13 protein-coding genes are annotated in these 19,584 nt (G+C 56.2%); 9 read left to right on the forward strand and 4 right to left on the reverse strand.

The window, feature by feature from the left end; translation table 11 throughout:
* Position 1 precedes the first annotated feature (1 nt).
* From astD to astE, 3 genes are all read left to right on the forward strand, one after another.
* Complete coding sequence (astD, locus tag FLS37_RS14005) at positions 2–1,480, forward strand: succinylglutamate-semialdehyde dehydrogenase (protein WP_198314641.1); 1,479 nt, start codon at positions 2–4, stop codon at positions 1,478–1,480.
* The gene (astB, locus tag FLS37_RS14010; RefSeq protein WP_157670594.1) at positions 1,480–2,862 is read left to right on the forward strand and encodes an N-succinylarginine dihydrolase; all 1,383 of its coding nucleotides are present in this window, start codon (positions 1,480–1,482) and stop codon (positions 2,860–2,862) included. The genes astD and astB overlap by 1 nt, the downstream gene beginning before the upstream one ends.
* Before the next feature lie 144 nt (positions 2,863–3,006).
* Positions 3,007–4,014, forward strand: a complete 1,008-nt coding sequence (astE, locus tag FLS37_RS14015; protein WP_157670595.1) for a succinylglutamate desuccinylase — start codon at positions 3,007–3,009, stop codon at positions 4,012–4,014.
* 23 nt (positions 4,015–4,037) lie between these two features.
* Here astE and arsJ read toward each other — a convergent pair whose 3' ends face one another.
* The 4 genes from arsJ to FLS37_RS14035 all read right to left on the reverse strand — a co-directional run bounded on the left by arsJ (position 4,038) and on the right by FLS37_RS14035 (position 8,024).
* Positions 4,038–5,258, reverse strand: coding sequence for an organoarsenical effux MFS transporter ArsJ (arsJ, locus tag FLS37_RS14020; protein WP_157670596.1), 1,221 nt, complete (start codon positions 5,256–5,258; stop codon positions 4,038–4,040).
* Between the two features lie 178 nt (positions 5,259–5,436).
* Positions 5,437–6,330, reverse strand: coding sequence for a hypothetical protein (locus FLS37_RS14025; protein WP_157670597.1), 894 nt, complete (start codon positions 6,328–6,330; stop codon positions 5,437–5,439).
* 185 nt (positions 6,331–6,515) lie between these two features.
* Complete coding sequence (locus FLS37_RS14030) at positions 6,516–7,523, reverse strand: ArsJ-associated glyceraldehyde-3-phosphate dehydrogenase (protein WP_157670598.1); 1,008 nt, start codon at positions 7,521–7,523, stop codon at positions 6,516–6,518.
* 18 nt (positions 7,524–7,541) lie between these two features.
* Positions 7,542–8,024, reverse strand: a complete 483-nt coding sequence (locus tag FLS37_RS14035; RefSeq protein WP_157670599.1) for an arsenate reductase ArsC — start codon at positions 8,022–8,024, stop codon at positions 7,542–7,544.
* A gap of 78 nt (positions 8,025–8,102) precedes the next feature.
* On the opposite strand from FLS37_RS14035, the gene FLS37_RS14040 reads away from it, so the two are divergent.
* The 6 genes from FLS37_RS14040 (at position 8,103) to pbpC (ending at position 19,435) form a co-directional block, all read left to right on the forward strand.
* Positions 8,103–8,468 carry a helix-turn-helix transcriptional regulator gene (locus tag FLS37_RS14040; protein WP_157670600.1) on the forward strand — a complete coding sequence of 122 codons (366 nt, stop codon included), beginning with the start codon at positions 8,103–8,105 and terminating at the stop codon, positions 8,466–8,468.
* Positions 8,465–9,526: an ACR3 family arsenite efflux transporter gene (arsB, locus tag FLS37_RS14045; RefSeq protein WP_157670601.1), complete on the forward strand. Its 1,062-nt coding sequence runs from the start codon at positions 8,465–8,467 to the stop codon at positions 9,524–9,526. The genes FLS37_RS14040 and arsB overlap by 4 nt, the downstream gene beginning before the upstream one ends.
* Positions 9,523–10,812 (forward strand): hypothetical protein, encoded by a 1,290-nt coding sequence (locus FLS37_RS14050; RefSeq protein ID WP_198314642.1) that lies wholly within the window; start codon positions 9,523–9,525, stop codon positions 10,810–10,812. The genes arsB and FLS37_RS14050 overlap by 4 nt, the downstream gene beginning before the upstream one ends.
* Positions 10,813–10,823: 11 nt before the next feature.
* Complete coding sequence (locus FLS37_RS14055) at positions 10,824–11,339, forward strand: tyrosine-protein phosphatase (RefSeq protein ID WP_157670602.1); 516 nt, start codon at positions 10,824–10,826, stop codon at positions 11,337–11,339.
* A 161-nt stretch (positions 11,340–11,500) separates the two neighbouring features.
* On the forward strand, positions 11,501–17,209 hold the full coding sequence (locus tag FLS37_RS14060; protein WP_157670603.1) for an alpha-2-macroglobulin: 5,709 nt from the start codon (positions 11,501–11,503) through the stop codon (positions 17,207–17,209).
* Between the two features lie 57 nt (positions 17,210–17,266).
* The gene (pbpC, locus tag FLS37_RS14065) at positions 17,267–19,435 is read left to right on the forward strand and encodes a penicillin-binding protein 1C (protein ID WP_157670604.1); all 2,169 of its coding nucleotides are present in this window, start codon (positions 17,267–17,269) and stop codon (positions 19,433–19,435) included.
* Positions 19,436–19,584: the final 149 nt, after the last annotated feature.

Below are 19,584 nucleotides of genomic sequence, written 5' to 3' on the forward strand. Positions count from 1 at the left end.
AATGAATGCGATTCATGGCAATTTGATTCACGGTCAATGGCAATCAGGCTCTGGCGAGGTTTTTTCGTCGAAAAATCCCGTTTCACAAGCGATCATCTGGCAAGGTCGTGCGGCGAGTGCTGCTGAAATTGATGCAGCGATTGCCAGCGCGCGCTCGGCTTTTGTCGCCTGGCGCGATCTGGATCTGGCCGCGCGCATCGCGCTGATCCGCAATTTTGGCGAGCTGCTCAAAGCCAATCAGGCCGATCTGGCTGCGACCATCGGCATGGAAACCGGCAAGCCGCGCTGGGAAGCGCTGACCGAAGTGACGACGATGATCAATAAAATCGACATTTCGATCAAAAGCCATGAAGAGCGCACCGGCTACAAAGAAGCGCCGCAGGGTGACGCGATTGCTGTCTTGCGTCATCGCCCGCACGGCGTGGTGGCCGTGTTCGGCCCCTACAATTTTCCCGGCCATCTACCCAATGGTCATATTGTTCCGGCCCTGCTTGCCGGTAATTGCGTGGTGTTTAAGCCATCCGAACTTGCCCCGCTGACGGCACAAAAAACCGCCGAATTATGGCTGGCCGCAGGCCTGCCTGCTGGTGTGCTCAATGTGGTGCAAGGCGCGCGCGAAACTGGCGTTGCACTGGCGGCGCATTCACAAATTGACGGGCTGTATTTCACTGGCAGTGCCGGAACGGGCTACGCCTTGCATAAGCAATTTGCTGGTCAGCCCGAAAAAATCCTCGCGCTGGAAATGGGCGGTAATAATCCGCTGCTGGTCGAGGAAGTCGCCGACGCTAATTTGAAGGCCACGCTGCATCATGTGATCCAGTCGGCGTTTATTTCGGCTGGCCAGCGCTGTACCTGCTCGCGCCGTTTGCTGGTGCCAAAGGGCGAGTGGGGCGATGCTTTCCTGGCACGCCTAGTGACCGTTGCCGAGTCTTTGCAAGTCGGCGCATGGGATTCCGAGCCGCAGCCGTTTATGGGCGGCGTGGTGTCGCTTGCCGCCGCGAACAATATGCTCGCAGCGCAGGCACGTTTAATCGCCGCAGGTGCGGTCAGCCTGCTGGAAATGCGTAATCTGCAGGCTGGAACGGCATTACTCTCGGCGGGAATTCTGGATGTCAGTGCCGTTGAAAACCTGCCCGACGATGAATACTTCGGCCCGTTGCTGCAAGTACAGCGCTACGCCACATTTGAAGACGCAATGACTCTGGCGAATGCCACCCGCTTTGGTCTCGCTGCCGGGATTTTGAGCGATTCGCGCGAGCAGTACGAACGCTTCTGGCGCGAATCGCGTGCCGGGATTGTGAACTGGAACAAACCGCTCACTGGCGCATCAAGCGCAGCGCCGTTTGGCGGCGTCGGTGCTTCGGGCAATCACCGCGCCAGCGCCTACTACGCCGCCGATTATTGCGCGTATCCAGTTGCATCGATTGAAGCCGAACAACTGACCTGCCCAGCCCAATTGCCTCCGGGGATGACACTGTAATGACTGCAAACACCGCTATTGAAGCCGCCACCAGCTGCGAAGCCAATTTCGACGGTCTAGTTGGCCCGACTCACCATTATGGCGGGCATTCTTTTGGCAATGTCGCGTCAACCGGCAACGCCAAGCTGGTCGCCAATCCGCGCGAAGCTGCGCTGCAAGGCCTGGCCAAAATGAAGGCGCTCGCCGATATGGGCTATCAGCAGGGCGTGCTGCCGCCGCAGGAAAGACCAGCTACCTGGCTGATGCGCGAGCTGGGGTATACGGGTAGCGATCAGGATATGATTGCTGCTGTGGGCAATACCAATCCGGGGTATTTATCGGCGATGTGCTCGGCCTCAAGCATGTGGGTGGCCAATGCGGCAACGGTGAGCCCGTCGGGTGATACCGGTGATGGGCGTGTGCATTTCACCGTGGCCAATTTGCAGAACAAATTTCACCGCGCGATCGAGCATCGCCAGACCGAACGCACACTGAAAGCCATCTTTGCTGACCCGCGGCATTTTAATGTGCACGCGGCCTTGCCGATGATGGCCGCTTTTGGCGACGAAGGCGCGGCCAATCACACGCGTTTTTGCAGCGACTACGCCGGGCAGGGCGTTGAATTTTTTGTGTATGGTCGTCAACACTGGGGCGATGCGGCTGGGAGAGTCGAGCCGCAGCGCTTTCCGGCGCGGCATACGCTGGAAGCCAGCCAGGCCGTTGCTCGCCTGCACAGTTTGCGCGACACGCATACCGTTTTTGCCCAGCAAAACCCGGCCGTGATCGACGCTGGCGTGTTTCACAATGACGTGATCGCTGTGGGTAATCAAAATGTGCTGTTTTGCCACGATCAGGCGTTTTTGAATGCGCCGCAGGTCTACGCCGAGCTGAGCCAGAAGTTTGGCGCGGGCTTGGAAATTATCGAAGTGCCAAGCAGTGCGGTCAGTGTGGCCGACGCGGTGAAATCGTATTTATTCAATAGCCAGCTGCTCGCCAAAGCCAATGGCAAACAACGCTTGCTGGTGCCTGAGGAGTGCGCCAACACGCCTGCTGTGTGGGCCTACCTGCAGCATCTGGTCCATGACAAGCGGGCGATTGACGAATTGCTGGTGTTTAATCTCAAGCAAAGTATGCAAAACGGCGGAGGCCCGGCGTGCCTGCGTCTGCGTGTGGCTTTAACCGAAGCTGAAATTGCCGCAGTTAATCCGGCAGTCTGGATGAACGATACGTTGTACGCCGCGCTGACGCATTGGGTACAAAAGCACTATCGCGACCGCCTGCATGAAAACGATCTGATCGACCCGGCTTTGCTCACCGAAGTACGCACCGCGCTGGACGAGCTGACGCAGATTTTGCAGCTGGGCGCGATTTACCCCTTCCAGCGGCAAGGGCGTGACGTTTAATCGAGAGAGCTTGAGCGAGATCGGGCTCAATGGTGAATGTCGCGACAAGCACCGCGCCGAAAAAGCCAGATTGGGTGAAGGCTGCTAAACTGACGCCCGCGCAGCCGTTTGCCTTCTCGCAAACCCGATTCAACGAGGTCAACCATGTCACACATCACCTTTTTACAAAAAACACTCGCAGGCGAAACCTCAATGGGCCTGCAGTATTGCTTGCCAAATGGGATGTGTGTGCAGGTGCTCGATGAGGGTGTAATCCGCTTCGAGCCGCACGACGCCAGCCATAGCGTGCTCGATCTGGTGGTCTCTTGCGGCATTCACGGCAATGAAACCGCGCCGGTCGAGCTGGTCGAGCAATTGATCGAGCGCATTTTGCGGCAAGAATTGCGCGTTAAATCGCGTGTGCTGTTTATTTTTGGCAATGTGCCCGCCTTGCGCGCGGGTCAGCGCTTTATTGAAGAAGACATGAACCGGCTGTTTAACCGCGAGCCGGAAGTGGAAGATGGCACCGAAAAGCGCCGTGCCATGATGCTGGAAATGCACGTCGGGCGCTTTTTCGGCAGCAATACCACGCCGCGTTTTCACTACGATCTGCACACCGCCATTCATGGCTCATTGATCGAAAAATTCGCCATTTACCCGCTGCCCAAGCCGGGTTGCCGCTTTAGCGCGCAAGAAATTGCCCGCTTGAGTCTGGCCGGGGTTGATACGGTCTTGCTGCAATCGACCACATCCAGCACGTTTTCCTATTCATCGAGCTTCAATTACAACGCGCATTCGTTCACCATTGAGCTCGGTAGCGCCCGCCCGTTCGGGCAGAACACGGCGATTGATCTCTCCAAAATGGACGCTTACCTGAGTGGGCTGATCCAGGGCGAGCTGCCGCAGCCCGAGCTAATCCCACCGCAAGTGCAGATTTTCCGCGTATCACGCGAGATCCCGAAAACCAGCCATGATTTCAAATTTGCCATCGACGGCAAAACCGACAACTTCACAACGCTGCCCAAGGGCATGCTGCTGGCCGAAGACGCTGGCGTGCCTTTTTCGATCATTGAGGACGACGCCCGGATTATTTTCCCCAACCCCGATGTACCGCCGGGGCAAAGGGCAGGGCTGGTGATTATCCCTGCGCGGGATTTTCTGGCCGAGCAATAATCTAGAACCGGCGAGAGGCGGGTTTATGCCCTTGGCTGCCGTGGCAAAGCAATCGAAATGATTGCCGCTAAGGCGATAAAGCCGACTGATATCCACAAACACGCCGCCAAGCCTGCCGCTTGGTAAACCCAACCCGACAGCACCGTACCGATCAGCCGCCCCATCGCGTTGGCCATATAGTAAAAACCGACGTCGAGCGAAGCGCCGTCTTCTTTGGCGTAGCTAACGATCAAATAGCTGTGCAGCGACGAATTAATCGCAAACAGCACGCCAAAGGCGAGCAGCCCACCGACCAGTATTAGCTGCAAATCTAGATTGAAATTGATCCCCAGAGCAATACCAGCGGTGAGTATTGTCAACGGCAAGGCCCACAACACCGCCGCGCGGCCATCGGGCACTTTGCCCGCCTTTTTGCCGGTTAAATACGGCGCCAGCGATTGCACAATGCCGTAGCCGATCACCCAGCAGGCAAAAAACGCGCCGACCGCCCAATCGGCCCAGCCCAAAGTCGTCGCCATAAACACCGGCAGCGCGACGACAAACCACACATCGCGCGCGCCAAACAAAAACAGCCGCGCTGCCGACAAAATATTCACCGCGCGGCTGCTGGAAAACACCTCGCCAAATTTAGGCTTATTTTTCGCCTTGCCCAAATCCGCCTTCAAACTCAATAAACTCGCCACCCAGACCAGCAGCAGCACCAGCGCCATCGCCCACATTGCGCCAGCAAACCCCAAGCTCGCCAGCAATACGCCGCCAAGGAAAAAGCCAACGCCTTTGAGCGCATTTTTTGATCCGGTCAGCAGCGCCACCCATTGATACAGCCGCCCTTCCCCCGCCGCGCTGCCGGTGGGAATCAGCGCCTTAACGCTACTTTTCGCGCTCATTTTATTCAGGTCTTTCGCAATCCCCGACAGCGCCTGCGCCGCCATCACCCACGGCACAGTCAGCAGCGCCGTTGGCACCGTCAGCGCCAGCAGCGCAATCACCTGCAGGCCAAGGCCGATATTCATTGTTTTATTGAGGCCAATGCGCGCACCCAACCAGCCACCGACCAGATTGGTGACGACGCCAAACAACTCGTAAAACAAAAACAGCAGCGCGATATTCAGTGGCGAGAAGCCCAACTGATGAAAATGCAGCACCACCAGCATGCGCAAAGCGCCATCGGTCAGCGTGAACGCCCAATAATTGCCGGTGATGATTAGATATTGGCGGATGGCAGGGGAGAGGGTGGAAAGCATGGTTAGTCCGGCTATAGGGTATTGGCTTGAGGATATTTTTGATCAATGATTACAGGTAAATACTTGGCTGGGTATGGCTAATATAGCTCCGATGGGCGGAGCGAAATCGGAGTCTGCTGCGATTTCTCACGTCCGATTACGCTGCACTAATCGGACCTACGGTGCTTCATTGTCAGTATCATTGCGCGCGTCCTGTGACAACGTGCCGTCCAAGTGAAGTCATGCGGGAGTTTCGTGCAACGAGCTTCAGGCGTACATCATCCCAGTCCAAAAGGATTGGGATAGTTTCTTGTATCCCTTCGGGGGATGTGTTGAATGCGGTGAGCCCAACAACTGAACCATTATTTTGTTCGGCATACCTACAGAGATGTTCTTCAATCGTTTGCCTTGCAGCTTTCACCTTTTCACTAAAGTGATCACGGACAAGTTGATGAAGATCGCCAATGCACTGAAGATATTCACGGATTACAAGTGTTAACGCCACCTGTTCAGGCATCTCACTTAAAATCGCCTTCTTAAAATTATTGTTTTCTAGGTGCTGGCGTTCGGTAAACGGTTGTATTGAAAGTTCAAGTACTCTAGTTTCATCCTCTCCAACCCATTTTTGACTTTGACTCAACCGGTGAACTGCTAGGCCACAATGCTGAACATGATTACGTAATGCTTCAAGAAATCGATACCCGAAAGTCGCGTCGTAATGGTGGTGCGTTCGTTGTTTGAATTCGATGCGAGCATTTTCAGGGGTTGTTGCACAATCAGTCAGGCGTTGCGGCGTTTGATCTAGGTAAAGGCGTGTTGCGGTTAATAAGTTGACAACGCGGCGATTGATTGTGGATCTAAGCTCAAAGAAATCGTGATATTCATTTAACCGCCGAACCGAGTTCGAGGCTGCAGCCATGAGCAATTCCTGCTCGAATTCCACATAGTTACCAATTAAAAGGTCATTAGATTCCTCAAGTGCAAACGCCGCACTCAAAACTGTCCGAGCCGCTGCCGCGGCCTTAAATTGTTCATCCGTGATGGGTAATTTAGGTACTGTCCCGAGTACGTTTTGGCGAAGATAAGGGTTCATGATGTCCTAATGTTTTTTCAAGAGTCGGTTGGCGCATGCGGCCTCATCGCGCGTAGGTTGGATGAGCCGCAGGCCTTATCCGACTCGATGCTATTGGGTAACGCTACGTTCACCCAACCTAATCAGTGTATTGCTATGCAGGCATTATTAAGCAAAGCCTACAGAGCAATACCCCATCATGGAATTTACTGATCCGCCAAGCCCACCTGCCGTACCAACTCCGCCGTACGATTCACATAACCCCACTCATTGTCGTACCACGCGTACAGTTTCAATTGCGTGCCGTTGATGACCATCGTCGATAGCGCGTCGATGATGGACGAGCGCGCGTCGCCGCGGTAGTCGATCGACACCAGCGGGCGTTCTTCGTAGCCCAAGATGTCTTTCAGATACGTTTCCGACGCGGCTTTCAAGAGGCCATTCACTTCTTCGACGGTGGTGGCGCGTTCGAGCTCGAACACGCAATCGGTGAGCGAGGCGTTGGTTAGCGGTACGCGGACGGCGTGGCCGTTCAGGCGGCCTTTCAGTTCGGGGAAAATCTCGGTGATCGCGGTGGCCGAACCAGTCGACGTTGGGATCAAACTGGTGCCGCACGAGCGCGCGCGGCGCAGGTCTTTGTGCGGGGCGTCGATGATGGTTTGCGTATTGGTCAGATCGTGGATCGTCGTCATGCTGCCGTGGCGGATGCCGAGTTGCTCGTGGATCACTTTGACGACCGGCGCGAGGCAGTTGGTCGTGCAGCTGGCGGCGGTGACGATGCGATGGATGCTAGGGTCAAACAAATGATGATTCACGCCAACGACAACATTCAAAACGCCCGGCTCTTTGACTGGCGCGGTGACGACAACGCGTTTAACGCCTTGATCGAGGTAGGCTTGCAGCAGCGCGGTGGTGCGCATTTTGCCCGAGGCTTCGATCACCACGTCGCAACCGGACCAATCGGTGTCGCCAATCGCGGTATTGCGGGTGGTTTTGATGCGCTGATTACCAATAATGATCTCATCACCCTCGCTCGTGGCTTCGTGTGCAAAGCGGCCATGAATTGAGTCGAAGTTTAGCAAATGCGCCAAAGTCGCCGCGTCGCCCGCCGGATCGTTGATCTGTACAAATTCAATTTCTGGCCAGCCCCACGCTGCGCGCAGTGTTAAACGTCCCATACGGCCAAAGCCGTTGATGCCTACTTTGATGGTCATTTCTTTATCCCGTATTGCTTATTTAAGATTTGCCACGTGCTGCTTGAGTGCGAGGTGGTCGAGTTTTTCAAATGGCAGTGCCACAAGTAAATCAAGGCGGTGGCGCAAGATGGCTAAGGTGTGATTAAAGCTGTGCTGTTGAGTCTCTTCATCACCTGCACAATCGGGATGCTCAATACTCCAATGCGAAATCATCGGCACGCCAGGCCAAGCAGGGCAAGTTTCACCAGCGGCGCGATCGCACAGCGTGAAGACCAAATCCATCTCGGGTGCGCCGACCTGAATGAATTCATCCCAGCTTTTACTGCGTAAATTGTCACAAGCGATGTGGGCATGCTCTAGCGCTTTAAGCGCCATCGGATGGATTTGCCCGCTCGGCAGGCTGCCGGCGCTATATGCTTTAAAGCGGCCATGACCAATGTGGTTGAGTAAGGCTTCTGCCATTTGGCTGCGCGCGGCGTTTTCGGTGCAGATAAACAGCACGTTGTAATAGTCTTTCATGCATCACCTTATTTCTGATTTTTTCAACATGGTAATCATAGTAGTTCAATATTTCAATAATTGTTGTATAGTTAAGATATGGAAAAAAATACTGCTACGACCATTTTTGAAACCCTATCGTCCGGCGTGCGGCTTGATGTCTATCGCCTGCTCGTGCGTCAGGGCAAAGCCGGGTTGGTTGCCGGTGAAATCGCCGCCGCGCTGGATCTGCCAGCGACCAATTTATCGTTTCACCTCAAATCCATGGTGCATGCCAATGTGGTCACGGTAGAGCAGGAGGGGCGCTATATGCGCTATCGCGCCAATCTGGCGCAAATGCTGGAGCTGATCGCCTACTTGACCGAAGAGTGTTGCGAGGGCAATCCCGAACAATGTTTGCCGCTCTTGTCATCGCCGTGCGCGCCCGAATCATCATGCTGCCCCAAGCCGGAAGAAACCCAATGAACAGTCAAGCCTGCGCCGACGAATCGACGTCGCAACAGTTGAGTTTTCTGGATCGCAATCTGACCGTATGGATTTTCCTCGCGATGGCGCTGGGTGTGGGCATCGGCGTGGTGTTTCCACAGGTGGCGCAGCTCAATGAGGCGATGTCGGTCGGCACGACCAATATTCCGCTGGCCATCGGCCTGATTCTGATGATGTATCCGCCGCTGGCGAAAGTGAATTACAGCCTCTTGGGCGAAGTCACCCGCGACAAACGCGCAATTACGCTGTCTTTGATCATGAACTGGATCGTTGGCCCGATTTTGATGTTTGTGCTGGCGATTACCTTTTTGCGCGATCAGCCGGGCTATATGGTCGGGCTGATTCTGATCGGGCTGGCGCGGTGCATCGCGATGGTGCTGGTCTGGAATGATATCAGCGGGGGCAGCAAGGAATACGGCGCGGCGCTGGTTGCGCTCAATAGCGTGTTCCAGATTATCACTTACAGTTTTATGGCTTGGCTGTTTATTACCGTCTTGCCGCCGCTATTTGGTCTGCAAGGTTTTGCGCTCGATATTACGATGTGGGACATTGCCAAAAGTGTACTGATTTATCTCGGAATCCCTTTTCTGGCTGGTTTTTTAAGCCGCAAGTGGCTGGTCGCCACCAAGGGCGAAGCCTGGTACAACACGGTGTTTATCCCGCGTATTTCGCCAATCACGCTGATTGCCTTGCTCGCGACCATCGTGCTGATGTTCAGTTTAAAAGGCGAAATGATGGTCGAGCTACCGCTGGATGTATTGCAAATCGCGATTCCGCTGGTGATTTACTTTATGGTGATGTTTTTTGCCAGCTTCTGGATCGGCAAAAAAATGGGGCTGCCCTACGATCAAAACGCGTCGATTGCGTTTACCTCGAGTGGCAATAATTTCGAGCTGGCGATTGCGGTGTCGATTGCCGTTTTTGGCCTGAGCTCTGATCAGGCCTTTGCCGGTGTGATTGGCCCGCTGGTTGAAGTGCCGGTCTTGATTGCGCTGGTAAATGTCGCGCTCAGAATGAAGCGGAAATACTACTCATGAGCGCGACCATCAACATGAACGCGCCTTGCACCGCCGAGTGGCTGAACAAGCAATGCGCTTGCCGGTTTCTGGATTCCGCTTTGCTCAAGGCCGAGCTGGAAGCGAGCCCGGATTTGGTCGGTCTGGCCGACGAGATCGCGCAAACCCGGCCGCATCTGTTTTCGGCCACGATGGTTTTTATTACCCCTGCGCAGCGCGATCAGATGCAGGACATTATTCGCGCGGTCAGCGATCTGGCGGCCATGCCTTCCTGGCAAAATCAGGTTTTGGCGAATGCCCCTGCTGCGGCGCAAATCGACTTTGGTCAAGATGGTGTGTTTTTTGGCTACGACTTTCATCTGAGTGAGGGCGTGCCGCAACTGATTGAAATCAATACCAATGCAGGTGGCGCAATGCTCAATCTGGCTTTGGCTCGCGCGCAAACAGCGTGTTGCAAAGCCTGCCCACCGCTGACTGCCGCGCCCAAAACGCTGGATGAACTGGAAAATACCTGGCTGGCGATGTTCGAGCAGGAGTGGCAAGCGCAGCGAGATACGCCTCGCCCGCGCCGAATCGCCATTATTGATGAAGCGCCGAAACAGCAATACCTCTACCCTGAGTTTCTGCTGTTTCAGCGTCTGTTTGAAAAGACCGGGATGACTTGCCTGCTTGCCGATCCGGGCGAGTTGCGCTGGCACGATCAGAGATTGTGGCTCGGTGATACCGTGATTGATATGGTCTACAACCGCTTGACCGATTTCTATTTTGAACAAGACAATTCGCAAGCCTTGCGGCAGGCTTTTGCCGCCGGTGATGTCGTCGTTACGCCAACACCCCGCGCGCATGCGCTGTACGCCGACAAGCGTCACCTCGCCGAGCTGAGCTCGCCGGAGCAAATGGCGGCCTATCCGCTTGCTGGCTCGAGTATAGCCACCCTGCAAGCCGGCATTCCGAGCACCTTTTTAGTCACCCCAGCCAATGCCGATGAACTTTGGGCGCAGCGGCGACAACTTTTTTTCAAGCCAGCAAGCGGCTACGGCAGTAAAGCCACGTATCGCGGCGATAAGCTAACTAAGCGGGTGTGGGGTGAGATTCTGGCGGGTGGCTATGTCGCGCAAACGATTGCGCCGCCGAGCGAGCGCTATGTGGCGATTGAAGCAAACCAGACCGCTGATTTGAAGCTCGATATTCGCGCCTATGTGTACCGGGGCGAAATCCAGCTATTTGCCGCCCGCCTGTATAGCGGGCAAACGACCAATTTCAGAACGCAGGGCGGCGGATTTGCGCCTGTTTACATTACTAATTGAGGAGGCCCATTTTGACCCATCCATACGACATCATGCCCTTAGCCGAAGGCGGTGGCCTGATTTTTACCCCGTGCCCCGGCACCAAAGATGCCGATTTGCGCAGTGCTTTGCAGGATTTGCACACAGCAGGCGCTTCGGCGTTGATTACGTTGATGCCAAGCCATGAGCTGCAGGAAAACAATGCCACCGATTTGCCCGCAGTCTGCGCCGAGCTAGGCATGAGCTGGTTTCATTTTCCGGTTGAAGATGACGCCGCGCCAAGCGACGAATTTGCCAGCCAGTGGGCATTGCACAGTGCCGATATTCTGCAGATGCTCGCTGAGGGCAAAACCATTGCCGTGCATTGCAAAGGCGGCTCGGGTCGCACCGGGCTGATGATTGCCAACATCCTGCTGGCACGGCAGGTGCCGCTGGACGAGGCGATGGCGCAGGTGCAAGCCATCCGTCCCAAATCATTGCGCATTCCCGCACATATTGCGCATTTGCAAGCCTTCGCCGAGGGTGACGTTGCAGATAGGGCTGTTTAATACACTTCAGCGTCTGGGCAGCAAGTGAATCTGCGGCGCATTTATCGTGACTGTGCGGTAAATGTCTCGTCTAAAGCTTTCTGATTCAATACAATTAACATCAAATTTTTGAAAGTTAATTGGGCAAGGGCATTTAACTTGTCTGAATGGGAGCAAGATCAATGTCCGGATCACTCAATGCCTTCTGGGCGGCCTGCCTGCTGCTGGCCGCCACTCATACCACTGCCCAGGCCGCCACGGTCACTACCTTTAGCCCGCAGGGTGAAATCAAGCAGCTGACGCAGGTGCGGGTCAGCTTTGATGCGCCGGTGGTTGCGCTGGGCAATAGCGCGGCGCCTGCGCCACTGAGCTTTAATTGCGCCTTGCAAGGCAAGAGCCATTGGGTGAATGACAGAACCTGGGTGCTCGATGTGCAGCAAAGCCCGCCCGCCAATACCGATTGCCGCTTTACGCCCAAGGCGGGCTGGAAAGATCTGCAAGGCAATAGCTTGCCTGCCAACTTGAGCTACCGTTTTTACACCGGCTTGCCCATCGTCACACAGCACTGGCCTGCCGAAGGGCAGATCGAGGAAGACCAGAGCTTTGTGCTGCAAAGCAATGGCCCAGCGCCAGCTCTGGCGTCGCTGTATTGCCAATCGAGTAGTTCCCCTGAACGTATCCCCATGCAGGCCTTATCCAGCAAGGAGCGCAGCGATATACTCCGCCATCTTGGGCTGGAGAAACGCGAGGCCAGCATTGCCACGGTGCGTTGCGCCCAGCGCCTGGCGCCCGATAGCAAGCTGACGCTGGTGCATGTGCGCGGCAAAAGCACGCCGGATCGTTTCGACTTTAGTGTGCGCCCGCCGTTTCGCGCCACGCTAAGCTGCCAGCGCGAAAACGCAAAGGGTGCGTGTATTCCGTTCAAGCCGATTACGCTGAGCTTTAGCTCGCCCGTTCCGGCCAAACTCGCGCAGGCGATCCGTTTGCAGGGCGAGGGTGGCGAGCGCTCGCCCAAGGTGGATCAATACAATAAAGGCGAGCCAGTTGAAGAAATCAGCTTTGCGCCGCCTTTTGCGCCGCTGGCCGAGTTCAAGCTGGCTTTGCCATCTGATTTTGCCGATGAAGTGGGCCGCGAGCTGGTGAATGCGGATCGTTTTCCGCTGACGATCAAGACCTCAGACTACCCGCCGCTGGCCAAGTTTGCCGCCGCGCCGTTCGGCATTATCGAGTCGGGCAGCGATGCGGCCTTGCCGATTACCCTGCGCGGTGTCGAGCGCGACTTGAAAATCCAGTCGGTGCAACTGAGTGGCCAATCGCTGCGCGTGGGCGATGACGCCAGCATGATGCGCTGGCTGGCCAAAGTGATTGAATATGACGAATCCACCATCACCATCGGCAAAAAAGACGTTCAATCCCGCCGCTTGTCCTTGCTGAAAAAAGAAGGCTCAGCGCAGCCGATCAAGCTGCCGGGGCAGACCAATGCCAGTGGCCAGTGGCCGTTTGAAGTGGTCGGTGTGCCGCTGCCCAAGCCGGGTTTTTATGTGCTGGAAGTGTCGTCGCAATTGCTCGGCAAAGCGCTGCTGGGCGAGAACAAACCGATGTATGTGCGCACCGCCGCGCTGGTCACCAATATGGCCGTGCATTTAAAGCAGTCGAGTGAAAATACGGCAGTCTGGGTCACCACGCTAGACAAGGCGCGGCCAGTGCCTAATGCGGCGATTCATATTTACGATTGCAGTGGCAAGCCGCTGTGGTCGGGGCAGGCCAATGCGCAGGGCATGGTGCTGATCAATCAGGCCTTTAACGCCGGTGGGTGCCGTGGCGATCAGCTCGATGGCCTGTTTGTTACCGCCCGCGCCAAAGATGCGAATGGGCATGATGATGTGTCCTTTGTTCGCTCGGGCTGGAATCGTGGTATCGAATCTTGGCGCTTTCCATACCCGACTTATTACGATGAAACTTCCAATATCACTGCGCACAGCGTGATGGATCGCACTTTGCTGCGCGCCGGTGAAACCGTGTCGATGAAACATTTCCTGCGGCTCAAAGGCAGCAAGGGTCTGGCTTTGCTCAAAGGTGGGCAATTGCCGCAGCAAGTGCGGATTGTGCACGATGGCAGCGGCGACGAAATCAATATCCCGCTGAGCTGGCGCAAAGACCGTTATGCCGAGTCGAGCTTTGCCATCCCCAAGCAGGCCAAGCTGGGTAGCTACTCGCTGTATCTGGAGCGCAAGGGTAGCCGCAGCAAGGCCGATAGCGGCAACAAAGCCAGCCCGGAACTCGATGGCTATTCACTGCAAAGCGGCAGTTTCCGCGTTGAAGCATTCCGCCTGCCGGTCATGACCGGGGGTATTGCCTCGCAAAAATTAGCAGGCATAGCCGCTAAAGAAATACCCCTGAATGTATCGCTGGCCTGGGGCAATGGCGGCCCGGCCAAAGCCTGGCCAGTCCAAGTGAGCGCGATGCTGGCCGAGAGCTACGAGCGGCCCAAAAATTACGAGCTGTATTCCTTCACGCCACCTAGCGTGCCGGAAGATAAAAAAACGCCTTCAAATCCTTCAAATCAGTCGCTGGATGGCAAAGTGGTGCTCGATAAAGCCGCCGTGCTGCTCGACGCCAACGGCAATGGCAAAACCAAAGTCAGCAATTTGCCGGCGCTTGATCGCCGCTACGATCTGGTTAGCGAAATGGCGTTTAGCGACCCGAATGGCGAAGTGCAAACGATTACCCGCCGCCTCGCTTTATGGCCGGCGGCACTGCAAGTTGGCCTCAGTGTCGAGAGCTGGATCAGCACCGGCAAAGCCTTGCAGCTCAAAGCCGTCGTGCTCGATACCAATGGCAAGCCAGCAAAAGGGAAAGACGTCAAAGTCAGCCTGCGTGAGCGCAAATACCTGAGCGCGCGCAAACGCCTGGTCGGTGGTTTTTACGCCTGGGATACCAGCGAAGAAATCGCCGACAAAGGCGAAGTGTGCAGCGAAACCAGCGACGCGCAAGGCATGGTGTTCTGCGAAATCAGCTTTAAAGACGCCGGCAATATGGAGCTGATCGCGCAAGTTAAAGACGATAAAGGCAATGCGGCGCGCAGCGCGCAGGACGTGTGGGTCAGCCAGCACGAAGAGCTGTGGTTTGATAGCGATAACAATGATCGCATCGACGTGATCGCCGAAAAAACCAGTTACGAGCCCGGTGAAACCGCCAAATTCCAAGTACGCATGCCGTTCCGTAAAGCGACAGCTTGGATTGGGATTGAGCGCGAAGGCATTTTGGAAACGCGCGTTGTCGAGCTGGACGGTAAAACGGCGAGTTTCGAGCTGAAAATTGCGGATAACTGGACGCCGAATGTCTACGTGTCGGTGCTCGCGGTACGCGGCCGCGTGCGTGATGTGCCGTGGTACTCGTTCTTTACGTGGGGTTGGAAAACGCCGGGCGAGTGGTGGAACGTGTACTGGAACGAGGGCAAAGATTTTGTCGCGCCTACGGCGATGGTTGATTTGTCGCGCCCCGCGTTTAAATACGGCGTCGCGGAAATCAAGGTCGGCGACGCGGCTAAGCGTTTGCAAGTGGAAGTCACCCCTGCGCGTGCAACGTACGGCATACGCGAAATGGCCGACGTGACGATCAAAGTGAAATTACCGAATGGCAAACCCGCGCCCGCAGGTACTGAGGTGGCGTTTGCCGCGGTAGACGAGGCGCTGCTTGAGCTGCAGCCCAATACCTCATGGAATATTCTGCAGGCCATGTATCAGCGCCATAGTTTTGGCATTGAAATGGCCACTGCGCAGCTCGAAGTAGTCGGCAAGCGCCATTACGGCCGCAAAGCCTTGCCGCCGGGCGGCGGTGGCGGCAAAGCGCCAACGCGTGAGTTGCTCGATACCCTCTTGAGCTGGCAACCTGCGGTGGTGCTCGATGCCAATGGCACGGCCAAAGTCAAAGTGCCGATTAACGACGCGCTGACCAAGTTCCGCCTCGTTGCCGTGGCCGATGTGGGCAACGATCAGTTTGGCACCGGCGAGGGCAGCTTTGTCGTGCGGCAAGACTTGCAGCTGACATCGGGCATCCCGCCAGTCGTGCGTGAAGGCGATCAACTCGCGGCGGGCATCACGCTGCGCAATGGCAGCGAGCGCAAGATGGTGGTGAAAGTCAGCGCCAACGCTTCCGGGATTGCGGGATTGAGTCCGCAGCAAGTCGAATTGCCCGCTGGCGAAGCGCGCTTTATCAATTGGCCGATCACGGTGCCGAACAACCTCAAGCAGCTCGATTGGGTGTTTGCGGTGCAAGAGGTGAATGGGAAAGCGGCTGATAAACTCGCGGCTACACAGCAGGTCGAGCCCGCCGTGCCAGTCACCGTCGAGCAAGCGACACTGCAGCGCGTCAGCAGCGGCGAGCTGCAAATCCCGGTTGCGCTGCCGCCGAATGCACTCGCAGGCCGCGGCGGCATTAGCGTGTCCTTGCAGAATAAGCTCGGCAACGAGCTACCGGGTGTGCGCCGTTGGTTTAGCGAATATCCGTACTCCTGCTTGGAGCAGCGCACCTCGGTCGCGCTGGGCTTGGGTGATAAAGCGCGTTGGCAAAAGCTGATGGCCGAGCTGCCGCTGTATTTGGATAACGATGGATTGGCATGGTATTGGCCGCTAAGCGAATCTGGATATCGCTTTGGTAGCGATACCCTGACTACCTATCTATTGGCTGTCTCACACGAGTCTGGCGAAGCCATCCCCGATGCGCCGCGCCAGCGCATGCTGAACGCCTTGGTCGCCTTTGTCGAAGGTCGCCTGAAACGCGATTTGGCCTACAACAGGCAAGACGCCGATGTGCGTCGTTTGGCCGCAATGGAAGTGCTGGCGCGCTACGGCCTATTTAAACCGGCAATGCTTGATGTGGTCGAGCTGAATCCGCAAAAAATGAGTACGGCAATGCTGGTCGATTGGTTGTCCTTGCTTAATCGTGCCAAAGGCATTCCGAATCAGGCCGCGAAAATCACCGAGGCGAGCAATCTGCTGCGCGCGCGCCTCACTTACCAAGGTACGCGCATGGTATTTAGCACCGAGCGCGACGATGTGGCGTGGTGGTTGATGGGCAGCCCCGATGTGAATGCTGCGAAGCTGATTTTGACGACACGTTTGCTGTCCGATTGGCAAGCCGATATGCCGCGCGTGTTAACCGGATTGCTGGCGCGCCAGAGCAAAGGCCATTGGCAAACGACGACGGCCAATCTGTGGGGCACGCTGGCGGTTGGCGCATTCTCGCGACAGTTTGAAAACACACCAGTGGCAGGCGCAACCAGCGCGGCTTTGGGCGAGCAAAGCTTAAGCCTGAACTGGCCTAAAGAAGGCGTGCAAAACTTAGGTACGCTGGCTTGGCCAAGTGCAGGTAAGGGTACGCTGAGTATCAAACACACCGGCAGCGGCGAGCCTTGGGCGACGGTGCAGGCCAGCGCAGCCGTGGTACTGAAAGCGCCACGCTATGCCGGTTACAGCATTAAGAAAACCATCATGCCAGTGAGCCAGAAAGTGGCCGGGCAGTATCAGCCGGGCGATGTGGTGAAAGTGCAGCTCGACATCACCGCGCAGGCCGATATGACTTGGGTGGTGGTGAACGACCCGATCCCAGCGGGCGCAACGATACAGGGCAGTGGTCTGGGGCGTGATTCGGCGATTGATAGCAAAGACGCTACAGGCGGCGACTATGCCGATTTTATCGAGCGTACCTTCAGCAGCTATCGCGCCTTCTACAGCTATGTACCGCGTGGTGGGCTGAAGGTGGAATACACGATGCGGCTGAATAACGTCGGTACTTTCCAGATGCCACCAACCCGCGTCGAAGCAATGTATGCGCCGGATGTATTTGGGATGTTGCCGAACGCGGCGATGAAAGTGGTCGCGGCGAAATAATTATTAATAACAAAGCAATCAGCGGCGCAATGCCGCTGTTTGCTTTTTGGAAGTTACATGAAGTTTTATCTCTGGCCGCTCGCAGCGGCGCTTGTCGCTGCGCCGGTGTGGGCCAACCCCAGTTTTAAAGAAGTCAAATCCGCTTGGCGCTCGTCCGATGTGCTGGTGCTGGATCGTCAAGGCGCGCCGCTGCAGCGGATTCGCGTCGATATGAAAACGCGCAAGCTCGATTGGGTGGGTTTGCAAGACATTTCGCCCGCGATGCGCCACGCATTATTAATCTCCGAAGACAAACGCTTTTACCAGCACAGCGGCGTCGATTGGTCCGGCGTTGCTGCTGCGGCGTGGGGCAATGTGTGGAATAGTAAAACGCGCGGCGCATCCACCATTACGATGCAGCTTGCTGGCCTGCTCGATGAAGACCTCAAGGCGCGCAATCAGGGGCGCAGCGTGTGGCAAAAAGTCGGCCAATCGTGGTCGGCGACGTGGCTGGAGCGCGAATGGAGCAAGGCCGAAATTTTGGAGGCCTACTTAAATAAAGTCAGCTTTCGCGGCGAAATCGTTGGCCTGTCTGCGCTATCGCACACGCTGTTTGGCAAAACGCCAGCCGGTTTGAATATCACCGAGGCGGCGATCGCCACCGCGCTGATTCGCGGCCCGAACGCCAGCGTCGATCGCGTTGCCAGCCGCGCGTGCAAAATTGTGCAAGATTTGGGGCGTAGGGTCGCGTGTTCGAGCATCAAGGTCGATACCGAAATCGCCATTTCGCGCAGCAAAGCGCCCAATCCCTTGGCCGAAAATAATGCACCGCATTTTGCGCGCAAACTGATCTCGCAACAGAATATCTCCGCCGGTAGCACAGTGAAAACCACGCTGTCGCTGCCGTTGCAGCAATACGCCAACACGATACTCAAACGCCATTTGGCCGCGCTCTCGCAACGTAATGTGCAAGACGGCGCAGTGATCGTGCTCGACAATCGCAGCGGCGATATTCTGGCTTGGGTTGGCTCGGCGGGGGCGGCAACGTCGAACGCGGCGGACGTCGATGGCGTCACCGCGCTGCGTCAGGCAGGTTCGACGCTAAAACCTTTTCTGTACCAATTGGCGATTGAAAAAAAATACCTGAGCGCCGCCTCTTTGCTCGACGATAGCCCGCTGGCTTTGCAAACCGGCGGCGGGCTGTACGCGCCGCAAAATTACGCCAAAGATTTTAAAGGCTTTGTGTCGGTGCGCTCGGCGCTCGGCGCTTCGCTCAATGTCCCTGCGGTGCGCGCGATTGAAATGGTCGGCGCCAACGCGCTGCGCGATCGGCTGTTTGACTTAGGGCTGAGCAGTTTGCAGCAAGATGGCGATTACTATGGCGCTAGCCTTGCGCTCGGCGCAGCCGATATGAGGCTGATCGAATTGACCAATGCCTATCGCACATTGGCGAATGCAGGATTATGGTCTGCGCCGCGCTGGACTGTGGCCGAAGCCGCTGCAAAGCCCACCGCAAAACTTGATCCTGCCAGCAGCTTTATCGTGTCAGATATTTTGTCCGACCGCACCGCGCGCGCGCGCACTTTTGGGCTGGAAAGCGCGCTGTCGACCCGCTACTGGAGCGCGGTAAAAACCGGTACCAGCAAAGATATGCGCGACAATTGGACGGTGGGCTTTTCGCGCAACTTTACGGTTGGCGTCTGGGTTGGCAACGCCAGCGGCGAGCCGATGTGGGATGTGTCGGGCATGTACGGCGCCGCGCCGGTGTGGCAAGCGGTGCTCGATTTCGCGCAGCAATCCGCGCCCGCCTCACGCGCGCCGACGCCACCCAAATATGTCACCAGTCGCCAAGTGCGCTATCAAGACCAGATTGAAGCGACTCGCAAAGAATGGTTTCTAGCCGGCACCGAGCGCGATCTCATCGTTGCCGAAACGCAGCCAGAACAAAACCAAGCGCCGGGCATTATCGCGCCGCTCGACGGCAGCATCTTCGCACTCGACCCCGACGTACCACCCAACAATCAGCGTATGGTTTTCCGCGCGCGTGGCGTAGCGAACGCGCAATGGTGGCTAGACGGCAAACAAATCGGCCGCGGCAACCAGACCAAATGGTTCCCATGGCCGGGACGGCACCAGCTCGAATTGCGCGATGGGCAGGGGAAGATGGTTGAGACCGTGAAGTTTGAAGTGCGCGGGGCAGTGCTTGCTGATAAATTGTCAGCATCCATTAAGGCAGTTAAAAAATAATAAGCGCAGCGCGCAGGATTTCAGGGGAAGGTATGACTTATCAAATTGTTGTGATGGATATTGATTCCGACACGCGAAATGGCAACATCGTGGCGTGGCTCGTTTATACCGAAGAGCATGTCTAGTCTGCGATTAAGAATTTTAGCGAG

Source organism: Chitinibacter sp. GC72, assembly GCF_009760905.1.
GTDB lineage: Bacteria > Pseudomonadota > Gammaproteobacteria > Burkholderiales > Chitinibacteraceae > Chitinibacter.

Bases quoted from the DNA above. Each gene is read 5' to 3' on its own strand.
- astD (WP_198314641.1), top strand. From the start codon at position 2: ATGAATGCGATTCATGGCAATTTGATTCACGGTCAATGGCAATCAGGC.
- astB (WP_157670594.1), top strand. From the start codon at position 1,480: ATGACTGCAAACACCGCTATTGAAGCCGCCACCAGCTGCGAAGCCAAT.
- astE (WP_157670595.1), top strand. From the start codon at position 3,007: ATGTCACACATCACCTTTTTACAAAAAACACTCGCAGGCGAAACCTCA.
- arsJ (WP_157670596.1), bottom strand. From the start codon at position 5,258: ATGCTTTCCACCCTCTCCCCTGCCATCCGCCAATATCTAATCATCACC.
- FLS37_RS14025 (WP_157670597.1), bottom strand. From the start codon at position 6,330: ATGAACCCTTATCTTCGCCAAAACGTACTCGGGACAGTACCTAAATTA.
- FLS37_RS14030 (WP_157670598.1), bottom strand. From the start codon at position 7,523: ATGACCATCAAAGTAGGCATCAACGGCTTTGGCCGTATGGGACGTTTA.
- FLS37_RS14035 (WP_157670599.1), bottom strand. From the start codon at position 8,024: ATGAAAGACTATTACAACGTGCTGTTTATCTGCACCGAAAACGCCGCG.
- FLS37_RS14040 (WP_157670600.1), top strand. From the start codon at position 8,103: ATGGAAAAAAATACTGCTACGACCATTTTTGAAACCCTATCGTCCGGC.
- arsB (WP_157670601.1), top strand. From the start codon at position 8,465: ATGAACAGTCAAGCCTGCGCCGACGAATCGACGTCGCAACAGTTGAGT.
- FLS37_RS14050 (WP_198314642.1), top strand. From the start codon at position 9,523: ATGAGCGCGACCATCAACATGAACGCGCCTTGCACCGCCGAGTGGCTG.
- FLS37_RS14060 (WP_157670603.1), top strand. From the start codon at position 11,501: ATGTCCGGATCACTCAATGCCTTCTGGGCGGCCTGCCTGCTGCTGGCC.
- pbpC (WP_157670604.1), top strand. From the start codon at position 17,267: ATGAAGTTTTATCTCTGGCCGCTCGCAGCGGCGCTTGTCGCTGCGCCG.